Annotated in this window: 12 protein-coding genes; 10 read left to right on the top strand and 2 right to left on the bottom strand. The window is 62.0% G+C overall.

Annotated elements, in window-relative coordinates:
- The first annotated feature begins 84 nt into the window (after nt 1-84).
- Nucleotides 85-1,086, top strand: a complete 1,002-nt coding sequence (locus tag ACIOTN_RS01850) for an NADP-dependent oxidoreductase (protein ID WP_402734729.1) — start codon at nt 85-87, stop codon at nt 1,084-1,086.
- Nucleotides 1,087-1,126: 40 nt separating this feature from the next.
- Here the strand turns inward: ACIOTN_RS01850 and ACIOTN_RS01855 are convergent, their stop codons facing one another.
- Nucleotides 1,127-1,729: a TetR/AcrR family transcriptional regulator gene (locus ACIOTN_RS01855; RefSeq protein ID WP_286172141.1), complete on the bottom strand. Its 603-nt coding sequence runs from the start codon at nt 1,727-1,729 to the stop codon at nt 1,127-1,129.
- Between the two features lie 298 nt (nt 1,730-2,027).
- Here ACIOTN_RS01855 and ACIOTN_RS01860 point away from each other — a divergent pair, with 298 nt between their 5' ends.
- Together ACIOTN_RS01860 and guaB are read left to right on the top strand one after the other, a co-directional pair.
- Nucleotides 2,028-4,181 (top strand): acyltransferase family protein, encoded by a 2,154-nt coding sequence (locus ACIOTN_RS01860; protein WP_402734730.1) that lies wholly within the window; start codon nt 2,028-2,030, stop codon nt 4,179-4,181.
- Between the two features lie 121 nt (nt 4,182-4,302).
- A complete protein-coding gene (gene guaB / locus ACIOTN_RS01865) occupies nt 4,303-5,808 on the top strand; it encodes an IMP dehydrogenase (RefSeq protein ID WP_105657608.1) in 1,506 nt (501 codons plus the stop codon).
- A 134-nt stretch (nt 5,809-5,942) separates the two neighbouring features.
- Here the strand turns inward: guaB and ACIOTN_RS01870 are convergent, their stop codons facing one another.
- The gene (locus ACIOTN_RS01870) at nt 5,943-6,497 is read right to left on the bottom strand and encodes a hypothetical protein (RefSeq protein WP_402734731.1); all 555 of its coding nucleotides are present in this window, start codon (nt 6,495-6,497) and stop codon (nt 5,943-5,945) included.
- A 291-nt stretch (nt 6,498-6,788) separates the two neighbouring features.
- Between ACIOTN_RS01870 and ACIOTN_RS01875 the strand changes: the two genes are divergently transcribed.
- From ACIOTN_RS01875 to ACIOTN_RS01905, 7 genes are all read left to right on the top strand, one after another.
- The gene (locus ACIOTN_RS01875) at nt 6,789-8,063 is read left to right on the top strand and encodes a BtrH N-terminal domain-containing protein (protein WP_402734732.1); all 1,275 of its coding nucleotides are present in this window, start codon (nt 6,789-6,791) and stop codon (nt 8,061-8,063) included.
- Between the two features lie 174 nt (nt 8,064-8,237).
- Nucleotides 8,238-9,389 (top strand): GuaB3 family IMP dehydrogenase-related protein, encoded by a 1,152-nt coding sequence (locus ACIOTN_RS01880; protein WP_133833652.1) that lies wholly within the window; start codon nt 8,238-8,240, stop codon nt 9,387-9,389.
- A 174-nt stretch (nt 9,390-9,563) separates the two neighbouring features.
- A complete protein-coding gene (locus ACIOTN_RS01885) occupies nt 9,564-10,373 on the top strand; it encodes an SURF1 family cytochrome oxidase biogenesis protein (RefSeq protein WP_332594892.1) in 810 nt (269 codons plus the stop codon).
- Nucleotides 10,374-10,423: 50 nt separating this feature from the next.
- Entirely contained in the window at nt 10,424-10,888 is a 465-nt protein-coding gene (locus tag ACIOTN_RS01890; RefSeq protein WP_105657600.1) for a DUF3817 domain-containing protein, read from the top strand.
- A 146-nt stretch (nt 10,889-11,034) separates the two neighbouring features.
- Nucleotides 11,035-12,621, top strand: a complete 1,587-nt coding sequence (gene guaA / locus ACIOTN_RS01895) for a glutamine-hydrolyzing GMP synthase (protein ID WP_105657599.1) — start codon at nt 11,035-11,037, stop codon at nt 12,619-12,621.
- Nucleotides 12,622-12,806: 185 nt separating this feature from the next.
- Entirely contained in the window at nt 12,807-17,030 is a 4,224-nt protein-coding gene (locus tag ACIOTN_RS01900) for a DUF4011 domain-containing protein (protein ID WP_332489168.1), read from the top strand.
- A complete protein-coding gene (locus tag ACIOTN_RS01905; RefSeq protein WP_402734733.1) occupies nt 17,030-17,347 on the top strand; it encodes a hypothetical protein in 318 nt (105 codons plus the stop codon). The genes ACIOTN_RS01900 and ACIOTN_RS01905 overlap by 1 nt, the downstream gene beginning before the upstream one ends.
- The last annotated feature ends 2 nt before the right edge of the window (nt 17,348-17,349 follow it).

The raw sequence follows: 17,349 nt of genomic DNA on the forward strand, positions 1-17,349 counted from the left end.
TCATTGACACGATAAATGAGTGCGCTCATAATTGAACTCAGTCAAAGATTGATGCCCATTTCATATCCGTACAGGAGATCTTCCATGCACGCGTTCGTTCTCGAAAACTACAAGGGTGCCCTGGTGCAGGCCGAGGTCGCTGAACCTGAGTTGGGGGAGCGGGAGGTACTCATCGAGATTGCGGCCGCTGGCGTCAACCAGCTTGACGAGAAGATCCGCGCAGGCGAATTCAAGGCAATCCTGCCCTACAAGATGCCGCTGGTTCTCGGCCACGACGTCGCAGGGACCGTGATCGGGCTCGGCTCAGGAGTCCGCGGCTTTACGGTAGGGGACCAGATTTTTGCCCGCCCTCGAGATCATCGGATCGGAGCTTTCGCCCAGCGCATGGCCGTGAATGAAATGGATATTGCGAAGGCACCTGTCTCCATCGACCTGGTGCAAGCGGCCTCGCTGCCCCTGGTTGCACTGACTGCGTGGCAGGCACTAGTTGAGCGGGGAAATCTGCAGCCGGGGCAGCGAGTACTCATCCACGCTGGCGCTGGCGGCGTCGGAACCATCGCCATCCAGCTGGCCAAGCACCTGGGCGCTTACGTCGCGACAACAGCGTCGGCGACGAACGCCGAATTCTTGCAGGATCTCGGAGCCGATGAAGTCATCGACTACAAGACCGAGGATTTCCAGGTAAGTATCTCGGGCTATGACCTGGTGCTTGACAGCCTGGGCGGCGAAACGCTTGCCAAGTCGCTGGGAGTTCTGCGCCCTGGAGGGAAGGTCATCGGCATCTCGGGTCCGCCGACTCCGGCATTCGCCAAGGAAGCAGGGCTGAATCCGGTGATGGGCTTGGCGGTCCGCGCGCTGAGCCGGTCAGTTCTCAAGAAGGCCAAGAAGCTGGGTGTCGGGTACGAGTTCCTCTTCATGAAGCCCAGCGGCCAGCAGCTGCGAGGCATTGCCGAACTGGTGGACTCCGGGGTCCTGACGCCCGTGGTGGGCCAGGTCTTCGGTTTTGCGCAAACTGCAGAGGCCCTTGAATCGATGGAGGCTGGTGGCCGGCGCGGCAAGACCGTCATCTCCATGCAGCAGAAGTAAAGCGAGCGCGTTCGCCTGGGCGGTGGGCGCGCTTTGCTCGTCAGTGGGGGAGGAATGCAGCAATCTGAGCGCGGATGCCCCGGGCGACTTCAGCTGTGGCCAGTGCCGGGTCCGCAGCAGTAGCCATCGCCAGGAACTGGATGGAAGTGATGGCCCGCGCAATCGTGGCTGCCTCCGGCGCCTCCAGATTCCTATGCGTGCCCAGGAGCTCGGCAATCGCCTGTTCGGTCAACGCCGCTATGCGCAGGGCTTCGGCATGATGCGGTTCCGCCGAATCGCCAAAAACCATTTCGCGCAGATAAAAGCGCCCGTTGTCGACATGCTTCCGATTGCAGTCGATGATCGGTACCAAAAGGGCCATGGTTGCCTCCAGCGCGGTCTTTGCTGATTTAGAGGCCTCGATGCCTTGCTCCAAGGAGCGTTCGTAGCGGTGGTTCTGCACCATGAGCAGCAGCTCGGATTTGGACTTGGCGTAGAGGAAAAGGGTTCCGGTTCCGATATCCGCCGCGTCGGCGATCTGCTGCGTGGTGACCTCATCGACACCGTGTGCCGCGAAGAGTTCGCTGGCCGCGGAGATGATCCGTTCAAGCTTCGCCTGCTTGTTGCGTTCGCGTCGTCCTGGCATAGGAGTTGAAGACGTCACCCGGGAGCCCCTCGGCTAGAACTGATCAGAGTTATTCATGAGTCTAATCAAGAAAGCTGTTGTTTCAGAATGCGCGGATTGACTTCGCTCACCTGGCCAAGCAACAATTTGCCGCCGTGCCGACGATGGCTGGGCGGCAAACCGCCGTGGAACTTTGCGCCAGTTCTCGAATTTCGACAGCTAATCCTGAGCAGGTCAGGCCAATACGTTCAATCTATATACGCTGCTTTACAGCGGCAGCAGCGTCAACTCGCACGGTGTGGCCATGGCGAATTGATAAGATGGTTGGTTGTCTGACGTGAATCAAGTAGAAAACGCCGAGGACAATTACCTGCCCCCGAAGAAAGCGCAGCCAGTGAGCCATACCTTGGATCAGTCTCGGACAAGCACCCAGCGTGCCGGTTTCCGAGTTGATTTGCAGGGACTTCGCGCCCTCGCAGTCCTGCTGGTGATGTGCTATCACATCTGGTTCTCCCGGGTCTCCGGCGGTGTGGACATCTTCTTGATGCTCTCCGCCTTCTTCCTCACTTCTTCCACCGCACGGCGCATCGCGCGCGGGCAGCGCCCGCCTCTGCTCGACGGCTGGCTGCATCGATTCTCGCGCCTGATACCGCAAGCGGCGGTAGTCATCATTGGCGTGGTCATCGCTGCGTGGATCATCCTGCCTAGTACGCGCTGGCTGGAGCTGATCGACCAGTCCAATGCCGCGCTGTTCTACTGGCAGAACTGGTACCTCTCGGATCACCAGGTGGACTACTACGCCTTCAACACAGCCGCCGCCTCGCCGCTGCAGCACTTCTGGTCCCTGTCTGTCCAGGGACAGATCTTCATCATCTGGCCGCTGGTTCTTGCCGGCAGCGCACTGCTCTGGAAGAAGTTCTTCTCCCGGCACAGCTTCGCCGCCGTAGCAGGCGGCGCCTTCGGAGCCATCTTCCTCGGCGCGCTCGCGTATTCCATTCACATCACCGCCACCAACCAGCAGGTGGCCTACTTCCACACGGGCGCGCGCCTATGGGAATTCGCCCTCGGTTCGCTGCTCGCCTTGGCATTGCCGTGGCTCTCCAGCCTGCCCGAGAAGATCCGCCGCATCGGAGGTTGGGCCGGCCTGGCCACCGTCATAGGCAGTGGCGCCGTACTGGATGTGCAGGGGCAGTTCCCGGGCTTCATGGCTTTGGTGCCCACGGTCGCCGCCGCCTTGGTGATCTCGGCTCCGGCACCGCGCAGCTGGGCCAACCCGTCGGGCCTGCTTTCCTTGCCCCCGCTGGTAAAGCTGGGCGACCTGTCCTACGGCATGTACCTGTGGCACTGGCCGTTGCTGGTCTTCTACCTTGAGGTCTCCGGGAACGAGAAGGCTTCCTTCGCTGCCGGCAGCGTCTTGATTCTTGCCTCGATCCTCGCTTCGTGGGCCACCACCAAGTTCGTCGAGAAACCGGCCATCGCCTGGCAAGCCAGTGCCAGCTTCTCGCGCCTGATTCCGCAAACCGGGTTCAAGCTCATTGCCCAGTTTGCCGTGGTCGCCGTGGGGCTTGGCGTAGCCAGCCTTCCGGTGATGGCCTGGGAGAACAACGTCGAACACCGCAGGGCCATGGCCGCGGCGCAGACCGCCACCGACAACCCCGGGGCCAACGCCGAAGATGACTGGGATCCGTCACCTGCGGCTTTGACCCTGCCGCTGGCGACCGAACTGGATAGCGAATGGCAGACTCCCGGCGATGTCTGCGAAGGGGCGAACGCTCCAGATGACGAGCGCATCCACTTCTGCGAGCAGGGCGGCACTTTCGACGGGGGAGCGCCGGACCTGGTAATGCTGGGAGATTCGCACATGCAGCACTGGTCTGCGGCGGCTTCGGCAATGATCGAGGAAGCTGGCGGCAGCTGGATCTTGGTGTACGAACCGGGTTGCCGCTACGGCTCCGATGCTGACCGCGTGGAAGAAGCCTGCTCCGGTTTCCAGGACGCGGCGCAGGAATACGTAGCGGATCTGGCTCCGCAGATGGTGCTGACCACGGCCAGCAAGACCGTAGCGGACCCTGATGACATGCTTCGCAGCCCGGGGGAGCAGGAGATCCTGGTGGACAACTACGCCGAGATGATCCAGCCGCTGCTCGATGCCGGAAGCCGGGTCATCGCGATGCGCGATACCCCGCGCTATACCTACTCCATTCCGGAATGCGTGGATTCGAACAAGGGACTTCCTGCCAACTGCGATGGTTCGGCCGGCTACGCCTTGAACAGCGTGAATCCAGTGGAGCAATTCCTGGATTCCAATGATTATGGCGACCAGGTTGTTTCCCTGGACATGACGGGGTTGCTCTGCCCCGAGGGGGTCTGCAAAGCTGTCATAGGCAACGTCTTGACGTACCTGGATGATTCGCACCTGTCCAAGACCTTCGTGCTCAGTGCCAAGCGCCAGTTCGCTTCTTCTTTCAAGGAAGCAACAAACTGGGAATAAGTCACCCCTGATGCGGGATGGGGCATGAGGTTGAACACAGTGCGCCAAGAAGGAATAACCGGAACGCCAAAAGAGCTCTACCATTTAATCAACCTCCGCTGTCGCCCCGAAAGGTTCCCCCGTGACTGAGTTCAACCCCTTTGCCTTTGAAGGACTCACCTACGACGACGTTCTGCTGTTGCCTGGCCCGACGGATGTGATTCCTTCGGAGGCGGACACCACCACCCGCTTCACCAAGCGCATCAACATCCAGGTGCCCATCAGCTCCGCTGCAATGGACACGGTGACCGAAGCACCCATGGCAATCGCGCTGGCACGCCAGGGCGGTATCGGCGTGATCCACCGCAACCTTTCCATTGAGTCCCAGGCCAAGCAGGTTGACCAGGTTAAGCGCAGCGAGTCGGGCATGATCACCGACCCAGTCACTGTGCACCCGGGTGCCACCTTGGCTGAATGGGATGAGCTGTGCGCTCAGTACCGCGTCTCCGGTCTGCCAGTGGTAGATGAGAACCGCAAGCTGTTGGGCATCATCACCAACCGCGACACCCGCTTTGTTCCTCGCGAACGCTACATGACCACCAAGGTCTACGAAGTGATGACCGGCATGCCGCTGGTGACCGCTCATGACGGTGTAGCTCCAGAGAAGGTAATCGAGCTCCTGTCCAAGAACCGCATCGAGAAGCTTCCACTCATCGATAACGACGGCAAGCTCACCGGCTTGATCACCGTCAAGGACTTCGACAAGGCCGAGCAGTACCCTCTGGCGACCAAGGACGACGAAGGCCGTCTGCGTGTTGCAGCTGCTGTTGGATTCTTCGGCGAAGGCTACGAGCGTGCCATGACCCTGATCGACGCCGGAGTTGACGCACTGGTTGTCGACACCGCCAATGGCCACTCGCAGGGCGTGCTGGAGATGATTGCACGCCTGAAGAAGGATCCAGCGGCCGCGCACGTGGACATCATCGGCGGCCAGGCAGCCACCTATGACGGTGCCAAGGCACTGATCGATGCTGGCGCTGACGCCATCAAGGTCGGCGTTGGCCCGGGCTCCATCTGCACCACCCGCATCGTTGCCGGCGTGGGCGTTCCCCAGGTTACCGCTATCTACGAAGCAGCCAAGGCAGCTATTCCAGCTGGCGTTCCATTGATCGCTGACGGCGGCCTGCAGCACTCGGGCGATATCGGCAAGGCCCTGGTGGCCGGCGCCGACTCGGTCATGCTCGGCTCCCTGCTGGCAGGTACCGCTGAGTCCCCAGGCGATCTGGTCTTCATGGGCGGCAAGCAGTTCAAGGCCTACCGCGGCATGGGCTCGCTGGGCGCAATGGAAACCCGTGGCAAGAACACCTCGTACTCCAAGGACCGCTACTTCCAGGCTGACGCGCCATCGAACGAGAAGCTGATCCCTGAAGGCATCGAAGGCCAGGTCCCTTACCGCGGCCCGCTGTCGGCTGTCACCCACCAGCTCGTGGGCGGCCTGCGCCAGACCATGTTCTACGTTGGCGGACGCACCGTTCCCGAGCTGAAGGCACGCGGCAAGTTCGTCCGCATCACCGCAGCAGGCCTGAAGGAATCGCACCCGCACGACATCATGATGACCGTTGAGGCACCGAACTACCGTTCGCGCTAAGGCTCATTGAAAAGATCCTGGCGGAATCCACGCTCCAGAGCGGATTCCGCCAGGATCTTTTGCATGCCGGGAGCCAAAGGGGAACAAAGCCGCAGCCAATGCATCCATGCGGGGCTGTGGCGCAGGGGGCGTTATCAGCCCTCGGCGGATGCCCATTCTTCACGAGTTGCCACGTACTCGAATTCACCGTCCTGGGTTACCACCGTGACCGAGCGCAGGTCCTTGTCCCGTTCGCCGATTCGAAGCATCGTATTGATGCCTACATATGCCAAATCGGAGTGGGCGTCGACTTCCCAAGCATATGGTTCAAGAGTAATGAGCAATTCACCGTATTCCGGGGCTTCGAAGGGAAGCATGTGCCCGTGCGGATCAGTTGGGTACCACTTCAGGAAGTCCTTGGGCTCGTCGATGTCCATGACAACGTCCTCCCAGCCCTTGTTGATGTCGTCCATCCATTGCTGCATCTTTTCGTTGGCCCACTCTTGCAGTTCTTCATCCGAGTAATCCTTGCTTGCTTTCGGGGCCGGCTTTTCTGCCGGTGCTGGCAGTTCTGCTGGTTCCGGCTTTTCAGGAGCGAAAGCGGCTGCAGGCTCAGAAGGCAGGGGCTCCTCCGATCCGGATGAAGTGCAAGCTGCCAGTGGCACTACTGCGATGGCAATCAGGGGCAAGCAAGTTAGAAGTTTGCGCACGGGTGGCTTTCTCGAGAAGGGCGGCATGGTGATGCACCCGAGTCTATGGGAGCGCAGCGACGAATACTCGGCAAAGACGAGCGTTGACGCCTTTTCGTTATTCACCGGATCTTTACTGGGGACTTGTCCAGAAGCACAGTGCGCAAGGCTACCTGCACACACGGCCCCACGTAGAATGAAAACTAGGCAATACCTCTCGGTGCGCGGGAACCACCCGCTAGTGAGTGACCGTCAACGAAGGGCATCAATTTGGGCCAGCCAGCCAACCTGAAGAAGCAAACCCGACAGCGTATGGAACGCACGGGGGAGAGCTACACCACCGCGCGCAAGAACATCTTGGCCGGCAAGCCTGAAAGCCCTCGGGCCGCTCGCGCTGCCGCCGCACGCGACTACGCCAAGGAAGCACGCGAAAAGGCCAAGGCGCAGGAGCAGAAAGGCAAGAACGCTCCGACTGCTTCGCCAGCTGACGAACTGCCTGAGTACCCAGCGCCAAAAGATGTCATCCAGTACGATGCTGCGCTCTGGCACCGAGTCCTAGTCCAAGCTGGCGTCACCAACAAGCACACCGGCGAACCGCTGAGCCAGGCATTGCTCGCTGGCCTTGCCGGCGGTATCGGCTTCATGGCTTTCACCCATGAAGGAGGCGAAGAGACTGCAGTAACGCTGGTGACCCGCCACAACCCGGAACCCTATACCCAGAACCTGCTGGCCCGTTGCGGTGCTACGGTGACCGAACGTACCACCGGCTCAGCCGAACGCGCCGTCGAATACATGGACGCAGCCCTGGACGCAGGCCGCACTGTGGTGGTTCGCGTGGCAATCAGCGCGCTGCCATGGATTGACGGCAACACGGTTGATGAGGCCGAGACCCTGGATCTCGTCGTCGTTGGCGAGCACAAGAAGGACCTGATGGTAGATGACGGTTCAGGTGCGTTGAACCTCATCAGCCCCAAGGAACTGGCCATCGCCCGTGCGATGCGCAAGAAGGAAAAGCACTGGCAGGCATGGATCCCGTCCTCGCGCTCGCCGAATGCCGAGACTTTGGCCGCCAATGCCGTCGAGGCGATTGGGGAAACCACCGCTCGCCTGCTGGGCACCAGCGAGCTTTCCGGGGTTCCAGTGCACTTTGCCAAGAACTTCGGCATTACCGGCATGCGCACCTTGGCCACGCGACTGCGCGATAACGAGTCCAAGACCGGTTGGTCCCAGATCTTCGCAAGCCAGCAAGCGCTGGCCAACGGCTTGGACCAGCTCGCAGGTTTCTTCTCCGACACGCGTTTCAGCGGCGAGGGCGCGTTGCGCGGCCTGTACGCGGAGTTCCTTTCGGAAGCGGCGGAACTTCCAGGCCTGGCGCCGCTGGCAGCTCACGTAGATGCTTACCGGCAGCTCTCCACGCAGTGGGATGCGTTCGCGGACCTGATTGATCCAGAGACCGAGTTCGCCAAGCGTGCTGAGCACTTCGCCGTATTGGCTGACGCGATTGAGCGCATTGCCGATTCTGAAGAGCAAGCCGCCACCTCCTTGGCCGTGACCGCCAAGAAGCTTGCATCCAAGGCAGCCAGGTAAACCTGGCTCAACATAGGCCCTGCCATCCGGTGATCTTACTCACCGGCCGGCAGGGCATTGTTGTCCCGGTGTGCCACTTGCGGCCCCATGCACCAGAGCCAGCGCAGAAACATCGCCTAAAGCCAATGCGCTATCAAAAGCGGGATTATCCGGGAATCTTGATAACCTAGTTAGGTGAGTAACGAGATTGAGATCGGCCGCGGCAAGCGGGCAACTAAGGCATATTCCCTGGACGACGTAGCGATCGTACCGAATCGCCGTACCCGTGATCCGAAGGACGTATCGGTGTCCTGGCAGATCGACGCCTTCCAGTTCGACACCCCTATCCTGGGCGCACCAATGGATTCGGTGACCTCCCCGTCTACCGCAATCGCCTTGGGCAAGCTCGGCGGCCTAGGCGTGCTGAACCTCGAGGGCCTGTGGACCCGCTACGAGGACCCGGAAGCAGTGCTGGCCGAAATTGCCGGCCTGAAGTCCGAGGCGGCAACCCGCAACGACCCGAAGACCACCGCAAAGCTGCAGGAACTGTACTCGGCTCCCATCCAGCCTGAGCTGATCACCTCGCGCATCTCCGAGATCCGCGACTCCGGAGTTGTCGTTGCCGGCTCGCTGACCCCGCAGCGCACCCAGGAGCACTACAAGACCGTTGTCGCTGCCGGCGTGGACATCTTCGTCATCCGCGGCACCACTGTTTCGGCCGAGCACGTCTCGAAGACCACCGAACCGCTGAACCTCAAGCAGTTCATCTACGAACTCGATGTCCCAGTGATCGTGGGCGGCGCAGCCGGATACACCCCGGCCATGCACCTGATGCGCACCGGTGCAGCCGGCGTGCTCGTTGGCTTCGGTGGCGGCGCATCCTCCACCACCCGCCGCACTCTGGGTATCCACGCGCCGATGGCTACCGCCATTGCCGACGTTGCAGCCGCACGCCGCGACTACATCGAAGAGTCCGGCGGACGCTATGTCCACGTCATCGCCGATGGCGGCATGGGGAACTCCGGCGACATCGTCAAGGCCATCGCCATGGGCGCCGACGCAGTGATGCTCGGTACCGCACTGGCCCGCGCCGATGAAGCACCAGGCGCCGGCTACCACTGGGGCATGGAAGCAGTTCACGAGGCCAGCCCACGTGGCGACCGCGCCAAGGTCGGCACCGTCGGCTCGCTGGAGAAGGTCCTGCACGGCCCATCGCACGAGACCAACGGCACCTCGAACCTGGTTGGCGCACTGCGCCGCTCGATGGCCACCACCGGCTACTCGACCCTCAAGGAATTCCAGCGCGTCGACGTCGTGCTGTCCCCGTACGAATCCGATCGCTTCTAGCTGATCCTGATCTGGCCCTGCTCTTCTTTCGAAGGGTGGGGCCAGTGTCGTTTAACCGCTTGGTCTCAACGAATGAATGAGCAAGTTGGTTCCACCAGCGGAAAATAAGGCAACAGGGCTAATCTCACGCCATCGCATTTCGAGTTCTACGCCAAATAGAAGTACCGTTAGAGTGTGCTTAAAACCGCTCTGAAGCCCAAATGGATCGGCGCCCTCTTTGCCGCGCTAGCTCTCGCCACCGGATTCGTTCTCTTGTCCGGATGGCAGTTCGGCGCCTCCGAAACCGAGCCGCCGGTCAAGATCGACAAGACCGAGAAGCCGGTCGCGCTGATCGAGCATCAGGAAGTCGGCAAGGAACTGCTGGGCATCAAGGCAGACCAGATCGTCACCATGGAGGGCGAATTCGTCCCCGGCACCGATCAGCTGATTGCGCCTCGGCTGAATGGCGATCAGCGCGGTGTCTGGGTCATCACCCAATTCAAGGTCGAGGGTGCGACCCAGGACGCCGGTATTGCGGTGGTACGCGGCTGGCAGCCTGAAGCAACCAAGCCAGCTCCGGCACCTGAAGGTGAACTGGAGATCACCGGGCGCCTGCTGCCTAGCGAAGGCCCGGAATTCCGCGAGGACCTGCGCAGCTCAACGCTGCCAACTCTCGCCTCGGCACAGCTGGCGAACATCTGGGATTCGGTCCTCTTTGAAGGATTCGTCACGGCCCACGAAATCACCACGGCCAAGGGCGAAACCGTAGCGCAGCCGGGCCTGGATATCGTCGACGTCGGTCCGCAGCCCCAGGAAGCGCAGATCAACTGGCTGAACGTTTTCTACGGCCTGGAATGGGTCCTCTTCGCAGGGTTCGCCATCTTCCTCTGGTACCGCATGGTGCGCGATGATTACCAGCGGGATCTTGACGAGATTGCTGAGCTCGCTGCCGAAACACATATCAAGGGCGGCAACGCCACCCAAGCTGGAAACAGCAACGAATAGCATTTCACGCACACCGCACTTCTTACCGAAATCGGAAGGAATCACTAACGATGTCCAGCACCACCCCGGCACCGAAGCCCCGGAAATTCGGCGGCACCCCTAAGCAGATCCGTGCAGCCGCAACCTTCTACAAGGTCTTCGCCTACATCACCGGCGTGATGCTGCTGCTGCTCGTGCTGGAAATGATTTTCAAGTACTTCTGGTCCCTGGAACTCTTCGTGGGTGGCACTTTGGTAGATGGCACCTCCAACGCCGTCGGCATGTACAACCGCGCCGAGGTGGCCGGGGGACTGAACCTCTCGCTGGGCATCCTGATCGCCCACGGCTGGCTATACGTGGTGTACCTCTTTGCCGACTTCCGCCTGTGGACCTTGATGCGCTGGCCATTCATGCGCTTCATTACGATCGCGCTCGGCGGCGTCGTTCCGTTCCTTTCCTTCTGGACCGAAGCCAAGGTGCACGCAGAAGTAGACCGCGAGCTGGCCGCGCATCCAAAGGCCGCCAAGCGCTACTGACACGTGGCCGCATTCATTGCCAAAGGGCAGATCCGTTCATCGAAAATGAACAGATCTGCCCTTTGCCTTTGCCAAAAATCCACTAGGTGACGCTGATGACATCACCTTGGCTGTTTCGCGCGCAGTGAACCGCGTAGACTGTAACGGTGACTACTGCTCCCCTCAATCCAGAACATAAGCCGGTTCTGGTCGTCGACTACGGGGCCCAATACGCGCAGCTTATCGCTCGCCGCGTACGTGAGGCCCGTGTGTACTCGGAGATCGTTCCGCACACCCTGTCCACCGAAGCCATCCTGGCCAAGAACCCTGCAGCGATCATCCTCTCCGGTGGTCCTTCCAGCGTTTACGCCGATGGCGCCCCTTCCGTCGGGGCTGACCTGTTTGAAGCCGGCGTGCCGGTCTTGGGCATCTGCTACGGCTTCCAGGCCATGGCTAACGCCTTGGGCGGTACCGTGGCCGAAACCGGCCTGCGCGAGTACGGCCGCACCGCAACCAACTTTGAGGGCGATGCCCGCTCCATCCTGGCAGGCGCCGCTCAGGCCCCTACCGTCTGGATGAGCCACGGCGACTCCGTCTCCAAGGCCCCAGAAGGCTTCGAAGTGCTGGCCACCACCGCTGGTGCTCCGGTTGCCGCTTTCGCAAATGAAGCAAAGCGACTGTACGGCGTGCAGTGGCACCCAGAGGTGAAGCACTGCGAGTTCGGCCAGGATGTCCTGGAGAATTTCCTGTACAACGGTGCTGGCCTGAAGGGCGACTGGACCGCTGACAACATCGCTGACGAGCAGATCGAGCGCATCCGCGCCCAGGTCGGCACCGGCAAGGCCATCTGCGGCCTGTCCGGCGGCGTGGACTCCGCTGTTGCAGCTGCCCTGGTGCAGCGCGCCATTGGCGACCAGCTCACCTGCGTGTTCGTCAACCACGGCCTGCTGCGCGAAGGCGAAGCCGAGCAGGTTGAGAAGGACTTCGTAGCTTCCACCGGCGCCAAGCTGTACATTGCCGACGAGCGCGAGCGCTTCCTGACTGCTTTGGACGGTGTCACCGACCCGGAGACCAAGCGCAAGATCATTGGCCGCGAATTCATTCGCGCCTTCGAAGCAGCGGAAGCGGCGATCATCGCCGAGGCCGCTTCTGAGGGCGAGCCAGTGAAGTTCCTGGTCCAGGGCACCTTGTACCCGGACATCGTCGAATCCGGCGGTGGCGAAGGCACCTCGAACATCAAGAGCCACCACAACGTGGGCGGCTTGCCAGAGGACCTGGACTTCGAGCTGGTTGAACCACTGCGCACCCTGTTCAAGGACGAGGTCCGTGCAGTGGGCCGCGAGCTCGGCTTGCCTGAGGAAATCGTTGGCCGCCAGCCATTCCCTGGCCCAGGCCTGGGCATCCGCATCATCGGTGCCGTCAACGAAGAGCGCCTGTCCATCCTGCGCAAGGCTGACGCGATCGCTCGCGCCGAGCTGACTGCTGCAGGACTGGATGACGAAGTTTGGCAGATGCCAGTAGTGCTGCTCGCTGACGTACGCTCGGTAGGCGTACAGGGCGATCACCGCACCTACGGCCACCCAATCGTGCTGCGTCCGGTTTCCTCCGAGGATGCCATGACCGCTGACTGGTCGCACCTGCCATACGATCTGCTCTCGAAGATCTCCAACCGCATCACCAACGAGGTAGATGGGGTGAACCGCGTGGTGCTGGACGTTACTTCCAAGCCACCTGGAACCATCGAGTGGGAGTAAATCCCCAAGACTGCTAATTCACTGCGCTTTGGCGGGTGAATGGGAAGCGGATCCGGTACGCCGGTTCCGCTTCCCGCAGTTAAAACGTGTTTCGCGCACCGGTTCTGCACGGTGCGTGCACTACGTTAGAAAGAGGCGTATCTGCACCTGTGGTGCGCCCGAATGTGGTCGGTTCAGTGAAGGGAATGACTGTCGTGACTAGTGGACAGAATGCTGCCGCCGAGCGTGTAGCTGCCTGGGTGAAATCCCTGGGACAGAGTGCCGGGGCGGATACCACCCTGCGATTTGCTCCGTCGACCTCCAATAGCATCGACATAACCCATGCCAATCCATCGGGATTGGCCCAGTTCCTTGCCGGACGGCGTACCCGCCTGTCCACGCTGCTGCACGATGCGGACCAGTACGCTACCGCGCGCCGCACTGCCCGTGCGCTCTCGGCCAAGATCAATGAACTGTGGGAAGAACGCGGCATCGACGTCGGCTACCTGGCCGCCGGTGTCGCCAACTGGCGCGCGGTCCACGATGGCAAGAGCGAGCCTGTCTCGGCTCCCATCATGCTCGGCCGCATCACACTGACCAAGCACGTTGATGCTGACGACTACGACCTGCAGCTGGTCGGCCGCGCCACCGTATCCCCGGCCTTCGTGCGCCAATTCGAAGCCGACCACAACGCCAAGGTCGATGTCGCCGCGGTGGACGCCGAAGCGTACTCCATCGCCCGTTTCGACCCGGTCCGCGGAATGGATGCCCTGCGCCACCAGATGTCCGAGGTTCCCGGCGTAGTGGTGGGCCACCGCCTGCTGCTCTCCACCTTCTCCGAGCTGATGGACCCAGCTGACCCGGCCAAGCTCAATGGGTCCCACCCGGTCATCGAGGCGCTAATTCGTCACGACTCCGCGGAAAAGCAGGCTGGGAACAGCCAAAGCAGCAAGACCTCCGAAGCGCTGGCCAACCTGGTCGCTTCCAAGCCGGGCGCTTCCAAAACCGAGGGCTCAAAGCCTGAAGAAGCCAAGGACGAGTCTGCCGCTGAAAAGAAGCAGGACGAAGAGCAGCCTGAAGCGCAGGCCGCCGATGCCAAGGGTCATGAAGCTGCCGGCTCCCGCCTGAGCCGCGTGAAGAACATTCTCAAGGAAACCGCGCGCTCGCGTAAGCAGAGCCTTGCCTCCGAAGGATCTTCTGCCCGCAAGGTCCACACCGGAACCACCACCATTGCCAAGTCTTCTGATGACCGTGATCCGGAAGATGAACTGTTCTTGCTGGACGCGGATGAGTCCCAGTCCAAGATGCTTGACTACATCGCTGCCGGTGAATCGGTGGCCATCAACGCCGCTGCCGGTACCGGTGCTACCCAGACCGCGCTGAACGCAGCCGCGCTGCTGGCCGCCCAGGGCAAGCGAGTACTGGTGGTTGCGGAACAGCGTTCTGCCGCCGAAGAATTCGTGACCCGCTTCAACGAGCACCTGGATGCAGGCAGCATGCTGCTGGAACCCAACGAGGATCCAGAAGCGCTGCGCGCGATGATGACCAAGGCAATTCTGCGCAACGAACGCGCTGCCGAGCCGCAGCTGGGCTCCATGTTCAAGCGCCTGCGCGAATCCCGCCACGCACTGCACGAGCACGTGAAGTCGCTGCACTCGGTGCGCAGCCGTTGGGGTTGCTCGCCATACCAGGCAATGCAGGAACTGGCACGTCTCTCCGCACTGGAACCAGCGCCATCCACCACCGTGCGCCTGAAGCGTTCGGTGCTGGATTCCATGGGCCAGCGCGGACATGTTGCCGCACAGCTCAAGCGCGCAGCGCAGCTTGGCGCCTTCTCCAAGATGCACACCACCAGCCCATGGCATGGTGCACCGCTGCGCAACACCGAAGCCACCGAAAAGGCCTTGAACCTGGCCAGCGGGCTGGGCCGCGACCTGCCCATCCTGCATGAGCACATGCTGCAGATCGCCGAGCGTTCGCAGATCCGCCTGGAAGAAAGCTACGACAAGTGGGGAGACCAGCTGCAGTTGCTGGTCGCCGTCCGCGGATCGCTGGACAAGTTCGAGGCCGACATCTTCGAGGGCGACATCGATGATTTGATCGCCGCTACCGCAACCAGCGCATGGCGCCGCGAGCACGGCGTGGAGATGGGCTCCATTGTCCGTTCCCGGCTGCGCAAGATTGCCAAGGAATACGTCCGCCCGGGCATGCACGTAGCTGACCTGCAGTCCGCTCTGCAGGCGGTGGCGGTCCAGCGCGATGCCTGGCGAGCCATTGCCACCAGCCAGCGCAACCCGCAGGTCCCAGGCGGCCTGCTGGATGTTGAAGCCGGATACCACGACGCCGGTGCCCGCATCGACAAGCTGGCCGAAATGCTGCCGTCCTCCCTGGGCTCGCGCCTGCGCGAAATGCCCATCAAGGAGCTGCTCTCGGTGATTGCAGCGCTGGTCGAGCGCCGCGAGGACCTGGGCGAGCTGCCCGAGCGCACGTTGATCTCCGAGCAGCTGGCTGAAGCCGGGCTGGGCGACCTGCTCGATGACTTCGCCGAACGCGAGATCGACGCCGACCAGGTAGACAGCGAATTGGAGCTTGCCTGGTGGCAGTCCGTGCTGGATGCCATGATCTCCGGTGACGACTTCCTGGCCATGAATGACGGCTCCAAGCTGGAGAAGATCGAGGCTGACTACCGACTGGCTGACGGCGCGCACATCGCTGCCGGCCCGCAGCGCATCCGCTGGGCGCTGACTCGCAACTGGAAGGCAGCGCTGGCTGACCACCGAGCCGGTTCCCGCGCGCTGCGCGAGATGCTCAAGGGCGGAACCCCGAGCATTGCCGGGCTGCTGGATCTTGGAGCACCGCTGGCCAATTCGCTGACCCCGGTCATCGTCTCGGCTCCGCTGCTGCTGGGCAGCGCCCTGCCGGAGGACACGAAGTTCGATGCGGTCATCCTGCTGGAAGCCAACTACCTCACCCTGCGTGAAGTCCTGGATGCGATCCGCCGCTCCGGCCAGGTCATTGCCATTGGCGATGAAATGCTGGGCGGTCCGAAGCGCTTCGAGGTCTCCGTAGACCCGACCGCACGAGTTCGCGAGCAGAGCGTGGACCGTTCCGCGCTGGAAGCCCTGAACAAGGTCCTGGTGACCGGTTCGCTGTCCACCGTGTACCGCGGCATTGACGAAGGCCTGGTGGAACAGCTGTCCGCCACCTACTACGATTCGGCGCTCTCGCGCCTGCCAATGGCGGTGAACCTCACCGGCGACTCCTCGCTGCTGCGCGGCGAATACGTGCCAGATGCCACCGGCTCACTGTCCAGCAGCGAAGACGGTGTGCAGACCACCGCAGCAGAAGTGGCGCGCGTGGTGGATCTGGTCTTCGGCCACTTCAAGAACCACGGGGGCGAATCGCTGGCAGTCATTGCCTCGAACCGCAGCCATGCCTCGGCCATCGCCGAAGCGATTCGTGTCCAGCTGCCAAACCACAAGTACGCGATGGAGCACCTGCGCTCCAAGCGCGAACCATTCGTGGTGACCACCATGGACCGGCTGATCGGCCTGCGCCGGGACTCGGTCATCTTCGCCTGGGGCTACGGACGTACTCCGCACGGCAAGACCCTGCACGAATTCGGTGCACTGTCCCGCGAGGGCGGCGAACAGCTGTTCGTCGCCGCCATGACCCGATCGCGGACCCGCATGACCTTGGTGTCCAGCCTGTTGCCCGAAGACGTGGACCTGAACCGCGTCTACCGTGGTGCCCGACAGTTCTTCGAACTGTTCGGACGCGTGCAGGCAGGGGATTCCGGAGTCAGCTCGATGCGCAATCCGCGCTTCGATCCATTGGTCTCCGATCTGGCCCGCCGCCTGCGCGAAAGCGGTGCCATCGTTTCCGAGGACTACCGCGGTGTGCTGGACCTGTCGGCTCACGCCTACGACTCTGCGCACAGCGGCATCCGCCCATTGGCTGTGGTCTACGACGGCACCGAGCACTATGCCGGACTGACCGTGCGTGAACGCAGCCGACTGCGCCCGGAATTCTTCGAGAAGCACGGCTGGCGCTATGTTCCGCTGTGGACCATTGACGTCTTCACCGATCCGGGTGCTGTCACCGATCGCCTGGCCCATGCACTGGGATTGAAAAAGCCTGCGGCCCCAGCCCAGGCTTCGACCCGTACCGGTGTGGCCGCCGCTCGGCCGGTGTCGGCCCGTGAAGTCACCACAGAGGCGGAAACGCCGAAGGAAAAGTCCAATCTGCTCAAGTCCGCCAAGGCGCGACTGGAACCAAAGGCCGAGACCAAGCAGGAAGCGCCAGCTGCTGAAAGCGGTGCCAAAGCTGAAGCTGGCGACGCACCTGCAAAGGACAGCGCGGATAAGCCACTGACTCCAGCCCCTGTTCCGGCTACCAGCAAGAACGAGGATCCGGAGCCAAAGAAGTAATGACTTCTGAGCAAGAACCAACGCGCGGCCGCCGCAAGCGGCCGCGCGTTGTCGCACCCCCGCAGTATCTGACTGCTCGCGTTGAACTCACCGGCAGCTACGCGCCAGTGCCGCATTCAGACTCCGTGAACCGGGCACTAGCCGGCCACCAGCCCGCCGAGACTTCTGCTGCGGCGACGGCGTCCCGCACCAAACAGCCGGCCGCCGATCCGCTGTCCGAGTTGCTGGCCAAAGACCAGGACCCGAGAAACTGGGGCGACGCCAAGGAAGACCTGGCTGAAATGATGAAGCGCGAGAAGCCGCCGCACTGGGGCTGATC

This window comes from Glutamicibacter sp. NPDC087661, from assembly GCF_044743275.1.
Taxonomy (GTDB): domain Bacteria; phylum Actinomycetota; class Actinomycetes; order Actinomycetales; family Micrococcaceae; genus Glutamicibacter.

Coding starts and splice junctions, on each gene's coding strand:
- ACIOTN_RS01850 (WP_402734729.1), top strand. CDS start 85: ATGCACGCGTTCGTTCTCGAAAACTACAAGGGTGCCCTGGTGCAGGCC.
- ACIOTN_RS01905 (WP_402734733.1), top strand. CDS start 17,030: ATGACTTCTGAGCAAGAACCAACGCGCGGCCGCCGCAAGCGGCCGCGC.
- ACIOTN_RS01875 (WP_402734732.1), top strand. CDS start 6,789: ATGGAACGCACGGGGGAGAGCTACACCACCGCGCGCAAGAACATCTTG.
- ACIOTN_RS01900 (WP_332489168.1), top strand. CDS start 12,807: ATGACTGTCGTGACTAGTGGACAGAATGCTGCCGCCGAGCGTGTAGCT.
- ACIOTN_RS01890 (WP_105657600.1), top strand. CDS start 10,424: ATGTCCAGCACCACCCCGGCACCGAAGCCCCGGAAATTCGGCGGCACC.